Origin of the sequence: Lactiplantibacillus fabifermentans DSM 21115 (assembly GCF_000498955.2) — a bacterium.
GTDB classification, from domain to species: domain Bacteria; phylum Bacillota; class Bacilli; order Lactobacillales; family Lactobacillaceae; genus Lactiplantibacillus; species Lactiplantibacillus fabifermentans.
Genome location: NZ_AYGX02000036.1, coordinates 1 through 18,974 on the forward strand (window position 1 = coordinate 1; position 18,974 = coordinate 18,974).

Here is an 18,974-nt window from a genome sequence, read left to right on the forward strand (position 1 = left end):
TTATGCTGAACAATTTGTCCAAAAATTCGGATTAAATTTGCAATCTACCTAATAACAATGAAAACAGCGGTATTTTTGGTTTAGGTGACAAAAACGAAGCGTATGCCCAATACTTTATCGGGCAAAGCTACTTACAAGGTTTATCCGAACCCGGTGACGAAATTGACGTCAACGTTTCAAATGTGACCTTTGAACCTGGTTGCCGCAATAACTGGCACATTCATCACGATGGCTTCCAAATTTTATTAGTGACGAGTGGTGAAGGTTGGTACCAAGAAGCTGGCAAACCAGCCCAACTCTTACACGCCGGCGACAGCGTCACCATTCATGAAGGCGTTAAGCACTGGCATGGTGCGACTAAAGATAGCTGGTTCTCACATGTTGCTATCACCAAAGGCTCCAGCGAATGGCTCGAACCGGTTGACGATGCAGCCTATGCCAAGTTAGGTTAGGGAGGAATTTTAAAATGAAAAAGCAAACAGCTGGCCGCGATAACTTAGGTGAATTAGCTCCTAAATTTGCGGAATTAAATGATGATGTCTTATTTGGAGAAGTTTGGTCACGCGAAAGTGAACTCAATCCCCGGGATCGTAGCATGATCACGATTGCGAGCTTAATGACGAGTGGGAGTTTTTCCCAATTAAAAGCCCATTTCCAAATGGGTAAAGATCATGGCATTACCAAAGACGAAGCGGTTGAAATTGTGACCCACTTAGCCTTTTATGCGGGTTGGCCAAAAGCTTGGTCAGCCATGGGTTTGATTAAAGAAGTTTACGGCGATTAATTAACGGAGGTTATTAAATGGCAATTGAAAATAAAGTAATTGTAATTACCGGGGCATCATCCGGAATTGGCGAAGCCACGGCTAAAACGTTGGCTAAAAATGGCGCGAAAGTCGTCTTAGGTGCACGGCGTGAAAGCCGTCTGCAAGCGATTGTTGACGATATTAAAGCTGACGGAGGTCAAGCGACTTATCGCGTGACCGATGTGACTAAGCCCGATGATTTGAAAGACTTAGTGGCTTTGGCCCAAAGTGAATTCGGTGGCTTGGATGTCATCTTCAATAATGCCGGTATCATGCCATCGTCACCTATCAGTGCGTTACACACGGACGAATGGAATGCGATGATTGATATTAACATCAAAGGAGTGTTGAACGGCGTGGCGGCAGTGATGCCGATCTTCACCGCGCAAAAACACGGCCAAATCGTGACGACTTCATCTGTCGCTGGTATTAAGAGCTTTGCTGGGGCCGGGGTCTACGGTGCCACTAAGTTTGCCGTCCGCAACTTGATGGAAGTCATTCGGATGGAAAGTGCCCAAGAAGGGACTAATATTCGAACGGCCACGCTTTATCCAGCGGCCATCAACACGGAATTATTGCACACGATTACCGATGAATCGACAAAAAAAGGTATGGATGCCTTCTATCAACAAGTGGGGATTAGTCCCCAAGCGGTGGCCAATGTGGTTAACTTTGCCATAGACCAACCGGAAGACGTTAACGTCAATGAATTTACGATTTATCCAACGAAACAAGCGTAATAAAAAAGAGTGAATCCCAAGACGGTTTGTTTGCTCCGGCGTTAAGCGGAACAAACTATCACGTTGCGACAATCAAAAAACGGTGTCCGATGATAAAAAATCATCAGACACCGTTTTTTTGAGCTATTTTAAATGTAAGCCACGTTTTAAATTGCCCCAAAAGCCGAGTTCATCGGTTTGAAGCATGAGGCCACCGTAAATCTTACCAATGTAGAGCATGCTGGCGATAATCGTGATGATTAAAATCACTAAGGACGTCACGGCTTCGGGGAAGCTGGCGACGTGATTGATTAACCGCAGTGGCATGAAATACGAGGAGAAAAATGGCACATATGACAAGATAGTCACGCCAATGTTCGTTGGTGAGGTGCGCAAAATCAAGCCGAGCGTTAACGCCAGTAAGTTCAAATAAATGACCGGTTGCGATGCTTTGCTGGCATCTTCCACGCGGGTCACTAACGCACCACAGAAAGCCGCAAATATCGTGTATAACAAGACTGCGGCCAAGGCGAATAGCAAGTTGATTGACATGATGTTATGCAAGACTGGTTCAATCAAACTGGACCACTGTTGCCAAAAGGCGTGCATGGCCGAACTATTTTTAACGAAGGCTAGCCCAGCGACACCACCTAAGAAGTAAATCAGCGCTTGGGTCAAAATCATTAACAAGACACCGTAAATTTTCCCGTTGAAATATTTACGGGCCGTCGTACTCGACAAGATAACTTCCATGATCTTAGTCCCTTTTTCAGCCGCAATTTCTTGGGCCATAATACCGGTGTAGGTGGACAGAATCAAGTAAACGAAAAAGGCGATAATGTAAAACGAGATGAATTTCACGGATTTATCCGTCGAAGTTTTCTTTTGTACGGTTTGCGTTAATTTCGGCTGCAAAGCTAATTGTTGCTGCTGCGTCGTGGTGATTTTGGCACGCTTAATGTTTAGCTGCGTTTGGACCGTTTGTAAAAATTGTTGAACTTTGGCCCGGTTCGCACTACTTAATGAGTCCGGGCCCTTAAAGGTCGCTTGGACTTGTTGTTGCTTAGTCGTGTTTAATACTAAGTAACCCGTGATGTCACCATGGTCAGTCGCTTTTTGAGCGGCGGCTTTGGTGGCATATTTTTTAGTCGTGCTGACACCGCTATCTTTAATGAAGGCTTGTCGTAATGGGGCACTCGCACTGACTACGGCGATATCATTACTGGATTCTTGGGATGCGGATAAGTATCCCATCCCAAATGAGAAGCCAAAGACAATGAATGGCATTAGTACGAGCATTAAGAAACTCCATGATTTAGTCTGCCGGATATACGTTTCACTAGTGACAATCCAAGTTTTATTCAACGTGCTCACCTCCAGCTTCGGTGCGGAAGATTTCGTCGAGTGTCGGTGGCTGTTGACTGAATTCTTGAATGTATTCACCTTGAGTAACGGCCGCAAAGATTGCGGGACCCGCGTCGGCGTCGTTTAGGAGCAACTGATACCGGTGGGCGCCGAGTGGGTTGACCTTTTGCACGCCAGTCAAAGCTGCTAATTCGTCGAGCGACCAATCCGTGGTTAAGAATAGCCGCGTACGGCCGAATTGTTCACGAACGTCATCCACGGTACCATTCAAGACGACTTGACCATCGCGTAACATGACCAGGCTGTCGCAAATTTCTTCGACGTTACTCATGTCATGGCTAGAAAAAATAATGGTAGCGCCGCGTTGTTTGGCGTCCAAAATCGCTTGTTTTAATAGATCGGCGTTAACGGGGTCAAGCCCGCTGAACGGTTCGTCCAAAATGATTAACTGCGGGTCATGGATTAACGTACAGATCAGTTGGACTTTTTGTTGGTTCCCTTTGGATAACTTGTTGATTTTATCGTTGGGTTGCCCTTTAACGGCAAATTTAGCCATCCAAGGAGCAATCTTAGGCTTGGTGACGCTGGCAGGTTGATTTTTCAGCCGCGCTAAATAAGTAATTTGCTGGGCAATCGTCAACTTAGGCATCAGACTGCGTTCTTCGGGCAAGTAGCCAATTAAGTTATAATCGTCAGCCGACAGCGGTTGACCGTTAAAGGTAATCTGGCCGTCAAATTGTAAGAAGTTCAGAATGCTATGAAACGTCGTGGATTTACCAGCGCCGTTTTGTCCGATGAGGCCCATGATTTCCCCGTCATGGACGTCAAACGAAACGTCGTCGAGCGCCTTGACGCTGCCAAAGGTTTTACTGATATGTGCTACCGATAGCATGGTGTCGCCCCCAATGTATTAGAATAGTTTAATTGTGGCATAGCGTCCCGGCGGTTACAAGGGGAATGTACAGCCCTCTAATGTAAGTAAAGCTTTTTTCATCGTTAGGCCGCCGCGATACCCACCTAATTGGCCGTCCTTGCGTAAGACGCGATGACAAGGGACGACGATTAGGAGCGGATTACGGCCCACGGCAGAAGCGACGGCGCGGACGGCAGTGGGCCGGTCGATTTGCTGGGCTAAATCCGTATACGTCGTGGTCGTTCCATACGGAATTGCTTGGAGTCCGCGCCACACTAGTTGTTGAAAGGTGGTGCCGTGGGATAAATCTAGTGGCACGTTAATTTGTTGCGTTCGTCCTTGTAAATAGGCCGTCAGTGCTTGGGCGGCAGCTTGATTACCCCCAGCATCCAAGAAAGTTGTCGCCTGGGGATAGAAGGTTTGCCATTCATTAGCGGGACCATTGGCACGACCAACGAAGGCCAGGCCTTGGGTGGTCGTCCCAAGCCAATAGGTGGTGTGAGCAAGTGTCAGTTGTGAAAGGGTTAAGTTCATGGGGCACCTCCGAAGTTTTAGTAGGGCTAGTATAGCAGATTATGACTGATAAATAATTTCAATATCTGGCTTTCTAATTCTATAAAGCGACGCCCAACAAGTAATCAAGGTATAATGTATTCCAGAAATAGGAGGGGATACTATGCTTGCAAGCAATCCGCAGTGGCACGCGATTCAAACAAACGATGCTAGTCAAGACGGTCACTTTTATTATGGCGTGACCAGCACCAAGATTTTCTGTCGGCCAAGTTGTGCGTCACGGTTACCTAATCGTGACCATATCCGCATCTTTAAAACGAGCACGGCGGCGGTGCAAGCTGGCTTTCGACCATGCAAACGTTGTCGACCAACTGGTGAAGCGGTGACCGTTACGGAATGGGTTCAAGAGATCGACGCCATTATCGCGGCTCACTATTCAGAAAACTTAACCCTAACTGAACTTGCCCATCAAGCGCATGGGGCCCCGTCATATTTACATCACGTCTATCGTCAACAAACCGGGCAAACACCGCAAGCCCATTTACAAGCTGTACGTTTAGCGCATGCCAAAGATTTGTTGATGACTACCGAGTTACCACTCAAGGCGATTGCAATTCGATGTGGTTTTCAATCACCAGCTTACTTCAGTACTACTTTCAAAAAATGTTATAACCAAACACCTTCAAGTTATCGTAAGAACATAACAAGTTAAAGTTAGTTAGCGAAGCCGGAAGCGCGGGGCGGGGACATGGTGAAAATTTTCTTAGTCAGCGTTTTATGCTGGCTTAGAAAATGGGCCGTGTTGGCAGACAGATGGTTTTTATCTGGCTACCAACCGCCTGAAAGACCGCTTCTTGGCTTTCAGGTTTGCCCCACCACGTGCCCGCCCCGCGCTGGAGGCGTAGCGGCAATAAAAAACCACCCAACAAGTGGGTGGTTCAAATTCAATGATTTAAAATCGGTTTAGTAGTAACCGTTAGCTTCCCAGAAAGCCTTGGCAGCAACCCATGAACCGTAACGGGAAGCGACATAAGCGTTCGCAACCTTTTCTTGGTTGGATGCGGATAAGTCACCGTTAAGTAAAGACTTGGTTAATTGATACTTACCATAGTAGTTCCCATTAGAAGCGGTGTATGAGCCACCAGATTCTTTGTTGGCAATCCAAGCTTTCGCTGCGGCTTCAGCACTTGATGATGTCGAAGTTGACGTTGAGCTCGTGCTGGATGAACTCGTCGTTGAAGCAGTGGTAGCTGAACTAGTTGATGATGACGTGGCATTAGTTGAATAACTAACGTTGGTCGTTGAAGCGGAACTGGTTGATGCAGTCGAGGCTTCGCTTGCGGAACTCGTGGAACTAGAACTTACGGTTGAAGCACTAGAACTTGCGGCCGAACTACTTTCAGAAGCAGCACTGGTCGTTGAACTTGAAGTGGCTACGGAACTTGAGCTCGTGGCGGCACTTGAAGCTGAGCTAGCTGAACTAGTTGCTTGTGAGCTGGAACTAGCAGCACTTGATGAGCTTTGACTAGCAGTTGACGTTGATGATGCCGAAGCAACACTCGTCGAGCTAGAAGTAGCGGCACTGGTACTAGTTGAGCTGGCGCTAGTTGCCGTTGAAGCACTTTGACTAGCGGTCGAAGTAGCCGTGGTCGTCTTAGCGGCAGCGCTACTTGGTAAGGTAGCGGTAACCGTGGTCTTAGTCGCCTTACCGTTGACTTCTAGTTTGTCGCCAACGTAGATCAAGTTAACGTTTTTTAATTTATTAGCTTTTTGAATAGCTTTAACGGTCGTTTTATGGTTTTCAGCGATTTGGCTAACCGTATCGCCCGCCTTGACAGTCACGGTGTCGGCGTTGGCAATCGTCGTTCCGATGGCAAACAAACCGGTTGCGGCTACGGATGATAATAGTAAACTTTTAATCTTCATAAAAATCAATTCACTCCTGTATTTTTTCGCTTGGATAACTAACATTTTTAATGTTTATCATAGTCGAGCGACATTTGCGCTCGTTAACTAAACAACAGTGCCTAGTATAGTCGGTGAGTGTTGCAGTGCAATAAACGCGAAGTTACAGTTTGCGCCGTTTTTGTAATAAAATCGGTCAGTTGTAACATACTGTAACAAGTTAACAAAATCGTCACACTTCCATAAAATTATCGTCAAAATTTGCTTTGCGGGTTTAGACGACCTTATTTTCTTCAAAATTAGTACAAAAGGGTAAAACCGCTGCCGTTATTACTTAATTGCCGGCCAAAGTTTGCTATAATCGACTTTGTGAACACTATGCTTATATGAGGGAGCGAGATTTATGTATTACTTTGTCAATACGAGCATCAATCCCAAAAAGTCAGGGATTGAACATGCTGAAATGAAACGGCTCGCACTATTTAACGCGCATCAAGTGCCCGCTAAGATGGTAACCCGCTTCTTTTCGTTATCATTACATCAAACTTTAAAAGACGCCGGCGTTTTGGAAAGCAACCAAATCAATCTATTTGATTTTATTCAAGGTTCCAGTGATTTCCAACCGGTGACGACCACGATTAAAGATCTGCATTTATCCGCGGATATGCGGATTACCGCAGATGGCGATAACTACGTCGTGACTCAAAATGACCAAATGTTGATGCGGGTCAACACGTTTGCACCCGACCATCAACAATTAAATAACGTCCAATATTTCGACCAGAACGGTAAGTTAGTTAAGACCGACTGGTACGATACCCGCGGTTTTAAAGGCCTCGAACAGTTCTACACGTTTGACGGCCAAGTGGCTAGCGAACAAGTGTTGAACCCGGACGGCGAAGTAGTTTATCAAACCTTCCACCAGCCCGACCGCCAAAATCTGACGCAAAATTCGTTGTATCGCTTCATTAACTATGACGGCCAAGATTGGTCCTTTGTGGGTGAACAAAATATGACGAGTTTCTTCTTAGATGAATTGAACCGGCAAACACCAAAATCAGTCTTTATCATTGACCGGACGTACGAATTGGCTTATCCAGCGCTTCAAATGCATACTAAGGCGTTCAAAGTGATGCATTTGCACAGCAATCACGTCAATAATCCGGATCAACCGAAGACGGCGACGCTCAACTACAATTATGCGTATGCGTTAAATAACCGTACGGATTGGAACGGGGTGATTGCTTCGACTAAGGAACAGGCTCAAGACTTTAGTGACCGTTATGGCCAACAACCAGCCGTTTATCCCATTCCCGTTGGCTTAGTGCCTGCAGCACAATTGAGCGCTCGTAAACCAACTTGGAAGAGCCGGATTGCTGGCAAGGTCATCTATGTGGCCCGCTTAGCGGAAGAAAAGCAACAAGACCAAGCGATTCGCGCGTTTGCCAAAGTCCATGAAAAATTACCGGCTGCGACCTTAGATTTTTGGGGTTATGCCAACGGTGATACCGGCAAACAATTGAAAGCCCTCGTTGCAGAACTCGGTTTGACCGAAGTCGTTAAATTTAACGATTACACGAATGATTTGAAGAAAGTCTATAACACCGCTCAGTTGGCGTTATTGACTTCACGGGCAGAAGGCTTTGCCTTGGCCTTGTTGGAAGGTCAAGCGCATGGGGTGCCGCAGATTGCGTATGATGTCAAATACGGCCCACGCGACATTATTAAGCCCGGCGAAGATGGCGAACTCGTCCCATTAAATGACGAAGACGCCTTAGCCCAAGCGATGATTACCTTATTGTCTGACGATGATAAGTTGAAGGCTTACAGTCGGCAAGCTTATCAAGATGCCAAACGGTATAGCGAAGACGCTGTTTGGGACGCTTGGCAACCACTGATGCAAGCGGCCGATAAATTTTATGAACAGGAGGAGTCATAGTCATGGATTTTTTTGTTAACCAATATGTGATGGCGTTGAATTCCGGTGTCGAACATGCCGAATTTAAACGACTCCAACTATTTAAAGCGCACCAAGCGCCGGCCAAAATGGTGACCCGTCAATTTGATGCGTTACTCCATCAAAATATGCGGCGGTTCCAAATTGAAGACGACCAAATGGCCAATTTATTTGATTTCTTCCGCGGCACCACGTCCGTAGATGCTAAAGTTTTGAAGATTGATGATTTAAACTGGCCGGGGGCTTATAACATCAAGCCGGACCCGAATGTCAGTGAAGTGGTCGATGGTGACCGCACCGTGGCGAAGGTTCATTTTGTTCCGAGCACGGTCGGACATGTCTACTTTGTTGAAATTTTTGACCGTTTCAATAACTTAGTGCAGCGGACGGATTATGATGAACGGGGCTTCAAAGCGCGGGATCAATTTTATTCACCAGCTAAGGAACCGATTACGGATATTTTCTATCGACCAGATGGCACGCGAATGGCGGAGCAATATTATGCCCACAATTCCAATGGGGCCAACTATGTGTCACTGTGCAAGTTGATTAATTACAACGGCCAAGACTACTACTTTAATGGTGAAAATGAATGGTATCGGTTCTTCTTAGATGAATTGAATCGGACTAATGGCGGCAATAATAACTTTATCGCCGATCGCCCATTGGCCGCGCAATGGCCCGTCATCAACATGCAAACGCCCGCTAAAAAGTATTTGTGGTTACCAACGCCGCATGCGGTGGATCCGCGTGACCAAGTTTATTCTAATTTGAATAGCGCGTATATTTATGGTTTACATCAATATTTGAGCGCACTTGATGGGATTATCACGAACACGTCGCAACAAAAAGCCGACTTAACGAAGTGGCTAGGGGCTAGTAACACAGTCCCTGTTTATGCAATCTCAGCCGGTGTCGTCAGTGCCGAACAAGGTAAAAAGCCGGCAGTTAAAATGGCAGCCCGCCATGCCCATGAAATTATTTATAGTGGGCGGTTAGACCCAGAACGCCGGGTGGATCAGTTGATTCAAGCCTTTGCTCGTGTTCGGCGTTCGTTGAAGGATGCTACCTTACAAATTCACGGTTACGGTGGCGCTATCGACGACTTGAAGAAACAAGTGGCGGACTTGAACTTGACGGAAGCGGTGGCTTTCGTCGGTTATCAACCAGATTTAGATGCCGCTTATGACCAAGCTGGTGCGTATGCCTATACCGGCGAAAGCGATTCGCAACCATTATCCATGATTGAAGCGCTCGGTCACGGGGTTCCCGTCGTGGCTTATGACATCAACTATGGTCCGCGCGAAGTGATCAAAGATGGCAAGAACGGCTATCTCATCAAAGATGGGGCCGTCAACCAACTTGCTTCCGCCTTGATTCGAACGTTAGAAAATCCCAAGCGGCAACAAAAATTAAGCGATGGCGCTTATAAGAGTAGCCAAGCTTACAGTGATGCCGAAGTTTGGGAACAATGGCAACAACTTAAATAGTGTGGTGACTTCGATTGTCGTTGGGCGTCAGTGGTAATTCCAGCCGCCGTGGCGACCGGTTCGAGCCTGAAGAGCGGTCTCGAACCTCACTTTGAAGCTTGGCAAAACCCGCCAATCTTCAAAGATGTCGGTGGCGTAAGTTCGGCCAGAAGCATGCCGAGCTAACGCCACTTTCACGGCAACTTCCATTACCACTGACGCCCAACTAAATTGATTGTTTATTTAAAGTGGTGCGACTATCTTTTTGGGTAGACGCATCATTTTTTTGGCACAATTTTTTTGCAGTCGCTTGGTTGAGTCATGAAACTGCCGATGAACCGGAACTACTGATAAGATTTGACGACCAGCAATCCTGACAAGGGGATTGCATGACAGCTTACCGATAGTTAAAAAGATGACACTAATCAAATAGATACAATCAAAACGGCCGTCACCCAAAATTTTGGATGACGGCCGTTTTGCATAAGATGCGAATAATAAGTCTGATTAGGTGATTTTTCTTACGCCTCACTAAAATCGTTTGGCAACCAAGCATAGTTGGCCAGTTGGTTATAACTTGAATTTTGGTGACGGTGGGCGTAAATGAGTGTTAAACCGGTCGGCGTACTATTGTCGATAATTTCAACGTTATCCACGGCGGCCGCAATTGTTGGTAAGTTGGTTAACGATTGGTCGTAGCGCCGCTTGATGACATCGGCGGGAATACCGTGACCGCCTTTTTGGACGCGGTGGTTGACACGGTCGATCGCTAAGGCGGCACTGGCCAAGGTGACATACAGTAAAGTAACGTCAAAGCCCAGTTCATGAGCTTGGCGAATAAAGTCTAATTGTGTCTTGCCGTTGCCAGCGAGGGTGGTTTCGGTATGAAAGCTCGTGTGGCTAGCGAGGGCCTGTTTGATTTGGTGAATGTTTTCGCGCATGGCGCGTAGTTGTGCACGGGAATCACGCCAGTCACCAGATTGAGCCCGTAAAATTTCATCAGCGTTAATTCGTTGCGTGCCGACAAAATAGCTCGGAGTTGCTAAGAACAGCGTGCTTTTACCAGCACCGTTGATGCCGGCGACAATCGTATAAGTTGGTTTGGTCATTTCACGAAGTCCTGACTGGCTAAGATGCGCTGTTGGTTGGCTTGCATCACGGCATTGATTTGTTGGACTAGTTCAGTTTGTTTTTGTGGGTCAGTGGTTTGTAATAGTTGGTCATGCGCAGTTTTTAGATTAACCTCTGAGTTATTGGGGTGATTGTTCATATGATAAACCTCACTTTCATTGGCTTTATTATAGTGGCAAGCTCAAGCCCCGTCATCGCAAATGACTCATTATTGCCAGCTTTGCAAATAAGTTGTAATCAAGTTTTGAACCGGGGCCAGATTTTTAGCCGCGGTCGTTTTAGTCAACAAATAAAATTGGCGGCGATAGTTCGCACTCAATGTTTCCGTGGGGACAGTTGCGTCGACCATGTGGCGAGAAATCACCGTTTGACCGACGCCTTGGGCCAACATGTCCGCAATCAGTTGATTGCTGTGAATGACCATCACTTGGTCTGGTTGGATGTTGCGGGCTTTCAAAAAGGCATTCGTGTAATGCCGGACGCCGGAATTGGGTTCGCGTAATAGCCATAGCGGACTGGTGAAATCACCAGCGTGGACGAGTTCGTCGTGGCCAAATGCCAAGCGATTTAAGTCGTCGGTGACAAGTGGTTTTTCGACGAGGCCAAAGTCGAGTTTGTGCTGCGACATTTGGGTTAAAATCTCGGCGGAGTTGGCGAGCGTCATTTCAATGTCGAAACGGTCGCTGAAGGGGGCGAGCGCTTTGAGTAAGCCGGGTAAAATTAAACTGGCGGTCGTATGTGATGCACCAATTCGAACTGGAATTTTCGTGCGTTCACTTGTCGCGCGGACCGCATTTTTGGTGGTTGCCCAAGTTTCTAATAGTTGCTGCGCCTGGCGGTATAATAGTTCACCGCTGGCCGTGGGTTCGATTTCTTGGCGGCCGTTACGGGTAAATAAGGTCGTATTTAGCTCCGCTTCGAGTTGCTTGATCTGCGTGGAAACCGTGGGCTGGGAGATGAAAAGCTGTTCGGCAGCTTGCGAGAAATTGCGCGTTTCAAAGACGGTCTTGAAAGTTTGCAGTTGTTTAAACATCCGGGTCATCCTTTCGATTAAGTTTCTTAATAGTAACTATCATAATAATTTATTTCTCAAATGTAAAACAATTTCGTATACTTAAACTTATCGAAGGCAGAGGAGCGGAGAATTTGAAAATTAAAGACATTTTACCCGGTTTAGTGGCGAGCATCGTCATTGCGGTTGTGAGCCAACTGGCCGCGCAATTTGTGCCAGCTTTAGGGGCGGCGACGATTGCAATTTTACTCGGAATTTTATTGGGCAACACCGTATTGCGGCAACCGCAATTAGGAAAAGGAACGAAATTTGCCGAAAGTAAGCTATTGGAATATTCCGTCATGTTACTTGGCGCCACGATGACCGTACAAACGATTGGCCAAGTTGGTGGCTTGGGGATTGTTTTCATCTTATGCCAAATGACGATCACAATCGTCGGGGCATTGTGGTTAGGCAATCGCTTAGGCTTCGACCAATCAGTCCGGATGCTCATGGCTGGTGGGAATGCCGTCTGTGGGTCATCGGCGATTGCGTCAATTGCGCCAGTTATTGAAGCCGACGAAGATGCTAAAGGCACGGTTATTACCTTAGTTAACTTGATGGGGACGGTCTTAATGTTGACCTTGCCATGGTTAGGCATCAGCTTGTTTGGTAGCAATGTCGTCTTAAAAGGGGCCTTGATTGGTGGGACGTTACAGTCAGTCGGTCAAGTGGTGGCCGCTGCCAGCATGGTCAATCAAACGACAGTCCAATTCGCGACGATTTTCAAAATTATGCGGATTATGATGTTAGTTGTGGTGGTCTTGATTTTTGGTCGCTTACATCAAAAGTCATTGGAAAATGAATTGGCGGAAGATGCCGTGGTGAGCGGTAATGGGAATGGGCACTGGTTACCGTGGTATGTCGCGGGTTTCTTAATCTTGTGTGCCATCAATAGTTTGGTGAGCTTGCCGGCCATTATTGGGACTACGGCGCATACGATCAGTAGTTGGTTTGAAATTATCGCCTTAGCTGCGATTGGTTTGCGCTTGAACTTAGTGAACTTCTTAAAAGCCGGCAAACGTTTGGCGTTATACGGCTTAGGCGTGGGGACGATTCAAGTCGTCAGTGCGTTGATCCTAATTACGCTGTTATTAAAACGGTAAGATAAAAAAATGCTAACCAGCGCGGTTAGCATTTTTTTAATCTCGTTATTTAGCTTTCACGGTCACGGTTCGCCAAGTACTTGGTAAGGTAAACGTGTAGTGGCGTTGGGCTAACTTAGACGTATGATTGCCTAAAGCAAAAAATACGCGCGCCCAGTGGTTCTTATATTGCCAGCGCGTCGTCTTGATTTGAACTTGGGCGGTGGCGCCGTTTTTAATACTAGTCGTGGTTTTGTCAGTTGAAGTCACACTGGTTTTGGTTGGCGTGGCCGCGTTCCGATATAAAATCACGCGTTCGCTGCCAGTACCTAACCGCCGAATCCCTAAGGCGGCCCGTTTAGATTCGAGCGGCGTCAAGCTGACCGTTTTGGTCGTGGTGACTTCGTGCATGCCCCAATGGTAATTGTCGTTTAAGACCAGGCCAATGAGACAAGCGGCAATCACGACAAAACTAATTAAAATTTCAATCGTTCGGCGTAAGCTATTCGGTTTAAAAATCATCAAGTATGAAAAGATGAATACGAATAATACTAATAAAATTAAAGTCATTAGGCAGCGTCCTCCTGGTCTAAGCCTACGGAATGATGGGCTTTTAAGAAGAAGGTTAAGGCAAAACCAAACGCACAAAAGACTAAAGAAACGATGAAGGCCATGTGATAACCAGTCAAGGTCGCGTTAACCACGCCAGTCTTGTATTTCAACGGAGCACTAGCTAACAACGTGTGGCCCGGCATTTGCCATTTGGCCACGCTGGAATACACACTGATTAACACGGCCGTTCCCATCGAAGCGGCGACTTGGCGTAACGTATTGTTAGCGGCGGTCCCGTGGGAAATCAAACTAAATGGTAAGGCGTTAATCCCGGTCGTAGTAACTGGCATCGTCACCATCGTTAAGCCAAACATCCGAATCGCATAGACGACGATAATCCAAACAATCGGCGTGGTTGCACTAATGGATAAGAAGAACGCCGTCCCCATCGTTAACAGTAACATCCCGGTCATGGCTAAGCGACGCGCACCGATGTGGTCGAAGATGCGGCCGGTGATGGGACTCATAATCCCCATCATAATTGCGCCGGGTAACAAGATTAATCCCGAATCCATCGCCGAACGGCCGAGTACCGTTTGGATGTACATCGGTAAAATCATTTCAACCCCCATCATGGCCATGTAGGATAACGCGGTCAAAATGGCTGACAAGGTGAAGGCGGGAATTTTGAAGACGCGCAATTCCAATAACGGTTGGTCCATGTGGAGTTGCCGCCAAACGAATAAGGCGATAAACACGATGCCGACGATGAGCGTTGTCAAGACGACCGGGTCACCCCAGCCGGCTTCACCAACGGAGGAGAAGCCGTACAGCATGCTCCCAAAACCAATCGTTGAAATTAACACGGACCACCAGTCAATCGGCTGTTTAGAAGTTGGCAACACTTTGCGCAGCGTAAATAATGACACAATAATAACAATCCAATTAATTGGCATAATAAATAAGAATAACGCGCGCCAGTTATAGTTATCAATAATCCACCCCGATAACGTGGGACCAATCGCGGGCGCTAACCCAATGACGATACCGGCCGTTCCCATGGCGGAGCCCCGTTTTTCCGGTGGGTAAACGGAAGACATAATTGTTTGAAAGACGGGGGCGGAAATCCCGACCCCCATCGCTTGAATCATCCGCGCAATGAGCAGCATTTGGAAATTAACGGAGCAGTAGGCCAAAATGGTCCCTAAACCGAAAATGACCATCGCAGCAAGATAGAGAATCTTCGAGTTAATCCGTGTCAGCATCCAAGCACTGACGGGAATCATGATCCCCATAATTAACATGAAGCCCGTCGTCAACCATTGGACGGCGGTGGCGGTAATGTGGAAATAAGACATCAAGGTGGGGAAGGCCGTCGTGAGCAACGTTTGGGTAATGAACGTACTAAACGTTCCCACGAGCAAGGTCAACACCAGCCAAGTGCGGTGATATGGTTTGCCATCAGCATCTAATGGCAAAGCCGAATTTGTCGTCGGCATTATGACTAAAAACCGTCCTTTCATAAGTAAAATAATTAAAACGCACAATTAATAAGTATAGCACGATATGTATACCAATCCTATTATTCAGCTTGCAGTCCGGTGATACCAGTCACTTAATAAGTAGGCCAATTATAAGTTGGGGCTGTGCTAAAATGGAAGTGGAATCTAAAAAGAAAGCGGGCTAAAGCCTATGGATACTAAATACTTAACGTTTGATTGTTATGGGACTTTAATCAATACCCAGCCCCTATACCAATGGGTTGAAAATTTAGGTGACGCGGCTGGGTTGAATGGGCAAGTCGTCCGTAATGCCTACGCCACATATGAAAATGATTCTCGTTCGGTCGACCCCTATGTGGATTACACCGAACTCGTGCGGGCGGATTTGAAACATTTAGACCAGACTTTTGATCAAGGGCATTTCTTTGAGAGTCATTATGTCGAATGTTTACAAGTTCACCGTAACTTATTGCCGTTTCCAGATGTCGTGGCTACTTTAGAAACGTGGCAAGCACAAGGCTATCGGCTAGTGATTATGTCGAATTCTTCTTGGGACGTGATGCCGGCTAATTTGGCAGCGTTACAAGTTAAGTTTGATGCGGTTATCATCGCTGAAGATGTCCACGCCTACAAACCAGCATTGTCATTTTTTAAGACTGCTGAAACGCAACTGGGTTTAACGGCAACGAATCACTGGCACCTCGCCCAAGGGTACGGCAGTGATGTTGTGCCCGCTGAGCAACTCGGTTGGCCGATGATTTGGGTCAATCGCCGCGGGGATGTCGCCACCGGGACGGCTAAACCAACGCATACCGTGGCTGATTTAGCCGCGGCTGAGGTGTGGGTCAAGTGAGATATTATCATGAACTGCCAGTCAATCAGCGGTTAACGCACTGGTTGATTGTACGCGTCGAAACGCCTTTCTAATCGTCAAATTTTCGTCAAAATTGGGATTGAGAAAGGAAATTGTTTTGAAAAATAAAGCTTTAAATCGAAGTACGACGCTACTGATGGCAGTTTCGGCCGCCATCGTAGTTGCTAATATTAATTATATTCAACCCATCGAAGCGGATATTGCGAGTCAATATCAAGTTTCCAATGCCATCATCGGTGCTGTCGCCATGTTAACTCAACTTGGGTATGCCTTTGGGCTGTTGCTCATTGTACCGATGGGGGATATCGTCAACCGGCGAACGTTAATTATGCGCATGTTAGTCTTGGCCATTATCTCCGCCTTGTTGGCGTTTGTGGCGCCGAATATTTGGGTGTACGCCATTGCCAGTTTGTTGATTGGGATTACGTCGGTCGCCCCGCAAATCATTATTCCGTACGCCGGTTTCTTAGCGCCGGTGGGTCAACGTGGCCAAGTGCTCGGCAATGTTTTGAGTGGCTTACTCGTCGGGGTCCTGCTCTCGCGGACGGTCAGCGGGGTGCTCGCCAGCTACTTACCATGGCAAGCGGTCTACTTGATTGCGGCTATCATGATTGCCTTGTTGTGGGTCGTTTTGTGGCGAAAGTTGCCACACGACCCGGTCACCCAACACGCAACGAATTACCGCACAATGATTAAGACGGTACCTGCATTAGTGAAAAAATATCCGGTCTTACGGGCATCCGCAATTAACGGGTTTGTCTTGTTTGGCGTCTCCAATATTTTTTGGGCGACGTTAGTGTTTTATTTACAGCATCAATATCATTGGGGCAGTCGGGAAGCCGGCTTGTTAGCTTTACTAGGGGTCACCGGCGTCTTAGCGGCCCCGTTGATTGGTCGGTTAGCGGACCGGTTCAAACCGAATACGATTATCGGTCTCGGCTTAGTTTTGTCGACGATCGCTTATTTGATATTTGACGTGTTTGGCACGCATATTGCCGGACTAATTGTCGGCATCATTGTGTTAGACTTAGGTACGCAGTTCGGTCAGGTGGCTAATCAAACCCGGATTCAAGGTATTGATCCCAAAGCCAGCAGCCGCTTCAACTCGGTCTTTATGTTTGGATACTTTATGGGCGGTGCCCTCGGTTCGTTTTTCGGTAATTTATTATGGGGTGCCTTTGGTTGGCATGGGGTGTGTGGCTTAGCCATCATCGTTTTATTAGTTGGCTTTTACGCCCATTACATTCATTACCCAAGGCTAGCGCGCCGGACCGTCACGATGAATCATTAAATTGGGGGATATTGGTATGAAAAGAGTTTGGCATGATTTATGGGGCGCAATAACGTTTGATTGGCACTTTTTTCATCGCTATTCATGGCTATTGCGGATTTTAGTTTATGTTGCTGGGATCCTATCATTAATTGAATTAGTGACGATACCGTGGTCGCAACCCACATCAGTAATTGAGCTGTACTGGGTACTGGCGGTCGGCTTGTTAGTCGTCGACTTCATCGTTGAATCAATCGTGATTGGACTACGGTGGTTAATCAAGAAAAATAACTAAAATAAAAGTGCGTCATTAAACTCGGTTGCTTGAGTTTAATGACGCACTTTTGGCGTTAATGTAGGCTGACTAAGGCGAACACTAATGGAATTGAAACGACGCTTAAAATCGTCGAAATACTCATTAGCGTCACAGCGGGGCCGGGTTCACCGTGTACTTTTAAGGTGAACAAGACGACAATTCCGGCGACCGGACAAGCGGCCATCAGCACCGTGGTAAACAGTGGCACGCCGGTAATCCCCATCAGTTGTAACACGACGATGGCTAAGTAAGGGAATAGGAAATTCCGTAACAACAAGACCCACCAGAGCCGTTTATCAAAGGTTTTTCGACTGAATTTGACGTCGGCCAAGCTGTTACCGATGACGATCATGGATAACGGGGTATTAATGGAGCTGACGTACGTAATCGCGCTATTGGCAATCGTTGGTAAATGCAACGACGACACGAATAGCAATAAACCGACGATAATTGCGATGATATTGGGATTTAAAATAATTTGTTTAAAGTTATCGCGACGACTGCCTTGATTACCGGTAAATAAACTAATCCCGTGCGTCCAACTGAAGATATTGAAGGCGGCTAGGGAGGCGACCGCAAAGAAGACCCCGGTCGAGCCGAATAAGGAACTAGTTAACGGAATGCCCATGAAGCCGGCGTTGGAATAGACGGAACCGTAGCGCATGATGCGCCGTAAGTTGGGGTCAGTCACCCGTTTGAAAACGAGCTGAGTGACGATAATCATTAAAATATAAATGATTAAAATTCCGATAATAACGCGACCCAGCATTTGTAAGCGGTCGGCGGAAAAGGTCTGTTCAAACGCTTTGATGATTAAACACGGTGAAACGACGTATAACAGAATATTCGTCAAATCGGTGGATGTTTGCGCATGCATGAAGCCGAGCTTGTTGATCATTAAGCCGACGAGCATCAAAATAAACATCAAGATGATTTGACTAGTGAGTTGCGTAAGATTCATAAGCTTCAGTCCAATAATTGAGATTACCTTTATTATCAGGGGGCTGGCGTGAAAATGTCAATGGGCGTTTTCTGAAATCGCAACTAATGAAGATTCGTAAGTTAAGCAGCGTGATGACTCGCTTGCGGCACGTCAACGTGGTGTTTTAAGTTCGGAAAGACGTGTTTATCTGACCAACCCATGATGGCGCCTTGCGCGACTAACGCAAAGATCGTGCCAATGCCAATCGCGCGTAATTGACCAGTGGCTAAGAAAGAAACGACGATAATGGTCAATGGCGGCAAATAGCTGGTCCATTGCGCGATAATGGCCGAACCGTGTAAGAAGCGGAACCGTAAAATATACGACAAATCATCGTTGGGATGTTGAATCAGATTACAGCGTTGATAGATGGAAACCGCCGCCGCGACGGCTAGTAACCCCACTAAGTTGACGACGAGCCGAATCGCCAATGGCAGCTGGGCGATGCCGACCCATGCCCAGAAATAGCCGATAAATTCGACTAAATAGCTGAAAGGGATAATGTAAAGTAAAGGTAGATTGTAAAATTAATCCGAACGCTGTTCGGACAAAAAAGATCAGCTTC

General features: G+C 46.7%; 21 protein-coding genes and 1 pseudogene. 10 read left to right on the forward strand and 12 right to left on the reverse strand.

The genetic code is table 11. The features are described from left to right. The first annotated feature begins 35 nt into the window (after window positions 1-35). From DY78_RS02660 to DY78_RS02670, 3 genes are read left to right on the forward strand one after another with little or no spacing between them, the layout of a single operon-like run. Complete coding sequence (locus DY78_RS02660; RefSeq protein WP_029779156.1) at window positions 36-452, forward strand: cupin domain-containing protein; 417 nt, start codon at window positions 36-38, stop codon at window positions 450-452. A 14-nt stretch (window positions 453-466) separates the two neighbouring features. Then, a complete protein-coding gene (locus DY78_RS02665; RefSeq protein ID WP_024626146.1) occupies window positions 467-784 on the forward strand; it encodes a carboxymuconolactone decarboxylase family protein in 318 nt (105 codons plus the stop codon). 17 nt (window positions 785-801) lie between these two features. Then, window positions 802-1,545: an SDR family oxidoreductase gene (locus tag DY78_RS02670; protein WP_024626145.1), complete on the forward strand. Its 744-nt coding sequence runs from the start codon at window positions 802-804 to the stop codon at window positions 1,543-1,545. A gap of 123 nt (window positions 1,546-1,668) precedes the next feature. Here DY78_RS02670 and DY78_RS02675 read toward each other — a convergent pair whose 3' ends face one another. Genes DY78_RS02675 through DY78_RS02685 form a run of 3 tightly spaced genes read right to left on the reverse strand, consistent with a single transcriptional unit; the run spans window position 1,669 to window position 4,336 of the window. Then, a complete protein-coding gene (locus DY78_RS02675) occupies window positions 1,669-2,889 on the reverse strand; it encodes an ABC transporter permease (RefSeq protein WP_024626144.1) in 1,221 nt (406 codons plus the stop codon). Beyond that, window positions 2,882-3,781 (reverse strand): ABC transporter ATP-binding protein, encoded by a 900-nt coding sequence (locus DY78_RS02680; protein WP_024626143.1) that lies wholly within the window; start codon window positions 3,779-3,781, stop codon window positions 2,882-2,884. Before DY78_RS02680 ends, DY78_RS02675 begins: the two co-directional genes overlap by 8 nt. Before the next feature lie 54 nt (window positions 3,782-3,835). Continuing rightward, on the reverse strand, window positions 3,836-4,336 hold the full coding sequence (locus DY78_RS02685) for a methylated-DNA--[protein]-cysteine S-methyltransferase (RefSeq protein ID WP_024626142.1): 501 nt from the start codon (window positions 4,334-4,336) through the stop codon (window positions 3,836-3,838). A 142-nt stretch (window positions 4,337-4,478) separates the two neighbouring features. On the opposite strand from DY78_RS02685, the gene DY78_RS02690 reads away from it, so the two are divergent. Next, window positions 4,479-5,027 carry a bifunctional transcriptional activator/DNA repair enzyme AdaA gene (locus DY78_RS02690; protein WP_024626141.1) on the forward strand — a complete coding sequence of 183 codons (549 nt, stop codon included), beginning with the start codon at window positions 4,479-4,481 and terminating at the stop codon, window positions 5,025-5,027. A gap of 251 nt (window positions 5,028-5,278) precedes the next feature. Here the strand turns inward: DY78_RS02690 and apf are convergent, their stop codons facing one another. Continuing rightward, window positions 5,279-6,241, reverse strand: a complete 963-nt coding sequence (apf, locus tag DY78_RS02695; RefSeq protein ID WP_024626140.1) for an aggregation-promoting factor — start codon at window positions 6,239-6,241, stop codon at window positions 5,279-5,281. A 382-nt stretch (window positions 6,242-6,623) separates the two neighbouring features. Here apf and asp1 (DY78_RS02700) point away from each other — a divergent pair, with 382 nt between their 5' ends. Together asp1 (DY78_RS02700) and asp1 (DY78_RS02705) are read left to right on the forward strand one after the other, a co-directional pair. After that, window positions 6,624-8,159, forward strand: a complete 1,536-nt coding sequence (gene asp1 / locus DY78_RS02700; RefSeq protein ID WP_024626139.1) for an accessory Sec system glycosyltransferase Asp1 — start codon at window positions 6,624-6,626, stop codon at window positions 8,157-8,159. A 2-nt stretch (window positions 8,160-8,161) separates the two neighbouring features. Beyond that, window positions 8,162-9,667 (forward strand): accessory Sec system glycosyltransferase Asp1, encoded by a 1,506-nt coding sequence (asp1, locus tag DY78_RS02705; protein WP_024626138.1) that lies wholly within the window; start codon window positions 8,162-8,164, stop codon window positions 9,665-9,667. Between the two features lie 27 nt (window positions 9,668-9,694). Here the strand turns inward: asp1 (DY78_RS02705) and DY78_RS15970 are convergent, their stop codons facing one another. The 4 genes from DY78_RS15970 to DY78_RS02715 form a co-directional block, all read right to left on the reverse strand. Next, the gene (locus DY78_RS15970) at window positions 9,695-9,856 is read right to left on the reverse strand and encodes a hypothetical protein (RefSeq protein ID WP_156093479.1); all 162 of its coding nucleotides are present in this window, start codon (window positions 9,854-9,856) and stop codon (window positions 9,695-9,697) included. Between the two features lie 311 nt (window positions 9,857-10,167). Beyond that, complete coding sequence (locus tag DY78_RS15715; RefSeq protein ID WP_024626137.1) at window positions 10,168-10,755, reverse strand: ATPase; 588 nt, start codon at window positions 10,753-10,755, stop codon at window positions 10,168-10,170. Beyond that, on the reverse strand, window positions 10,752-10,916 hold the full coding sequence (locus tag DY78_RS15975) for a hypothetical protein (protein ID WP_156404094.1): 165 nt from the start codon (window positions 10,914-10,916) through the stop codon (window positions 10,752-10,754). The genes DY78_RS15715 and DY78_RS15975 overlap by 4 nt, the downstream gene beginning before the upstream one ends. A gap of 69 nt (window positions 10,917-10,985) precedes the next feature. Then, window positions 10,986-11,810: a LysR family transcriptional regulator gene (locus tag DY78_RS02715; RefSeq protein WP_024626136.1), complete on the reverse strand. Its 825-nt coding sequence runs from the start codon at window positions 11,808-11,810 to the stop codon at window positions 10,986-10,988. A 113-nt stretch (window positions 11,811-11,923) separates the two neighbouring features. On the opposite strand from DY78_RS02715, the gene DY78_RS02720 reads away from it, so the two are divergent. Next, window positions 11,924-12,934, forward strand: a complete 1,011-nt coding sequence (locus DY78_RS02720) for a YeiH family protein (RefSeq protein ID WP_024626135.1) — start codon at window positions 11,924-11,926, stop codon at window positions 12,932-12,934. Between the two features lie 45 nt (window positions 12,935-12,979). On the opposite strand, the gene DY78_RS02725 is transcribed toward DY78_RS02720, so the two are convergent. Continuing rightward, window positions 12,980-13,483 (reverse strand): DUF4811 domain-containing protein, encoded by a 504-nt coding sequence (locus DY78_RS02725; RefSeq protein WP_024626134.1) that lies wholly within the window; start codon window positions 13,481-13,483, stop codon window positions 12,980-12,982. Then, complete coding sequence (locus DY78_RS02730; RefSeq protein ID WP_024626133.1) at window positions 13,483-14,964, reverse strand: MDR family MFS transporter; 1,482 nt, start codon at window positions 14,962-14,964, stop codon at window positions 13,483-13,485. The genes DY78_RS02725 and DY78_RS02730 overlap by 1 nt, the downstream gene beginning before the upstream one ends. Window positions 14,965-15,157: 193 nt before the next feature. Here DY78_RS02730 and DY78_RS02735 point away from each other — a divergent pair, with 193 nt between their 5' ends. The 3 genes from DY78_RS02735 (at window position 15,158) to DY78_RS02745 (ending at window position 17,406) form a co-directional block, all read left to right on the forward strand. Continuing rightward, window positions 15,158-15,820, forward strand: a complete 663-nt coding sequence (locus DY78_RS02735; protein WP_024626132.1) for an HAD family hydrolase — start codon at window positions 15,158-15,160, stop codon at window positions 15,818-15,820. 118 nt (window positions 15,821-15,938) lie between these two features. Beyond that, a complete protein-coding gene (locus DY78_RS02740; protein WP_024626131.1) occupies window positions 15,939-17,132 on the forward strand; it encodes an MFS transporter in 1,194 nt (397 codons plus the stop codon). Window positions 17,133-17,148: 16 nt separating this feature from the next. After that, entirely contained in the window at window positions 17,149-17,406 is a 258-nt protein-coding gene (locus DY78_RS02745) for a hypothetical protein (protein WP_024626130.1), read from the forward strand. Window positions 17,407-17,461: 55 nt separating this feature from the next. Here the strand turns inward: DY78_RS02745 and DY78_RS02750 are convergent, their stop codons facing one another. Both DY78_RS02750 and DY78_RS02755 read right to left on the reverse strand, forming a co-directional pair. Beyond that, window positions 17,462-18,388 (reverse strand): AEC family transporter, encoded by a 927-nt coding sequence (locus tag DY78_RS02750; RefSeq protein ID WP_024626129.1) that lies wholly within the window; start codon window positions 18,386-18,388, stop codon window positions 17,462-17,464. Between the two features lie 101 nt (window positions 18,389-18,489). Further along, window positions 18,490-18,921 (reverse strand): annotated as a pseudogene (locus tag DY78_RS02755) (DUF6198 family protein); the annotation flags it as partial. Window positions 18,922-18,974: the final 53 nt, after the last annotated feature.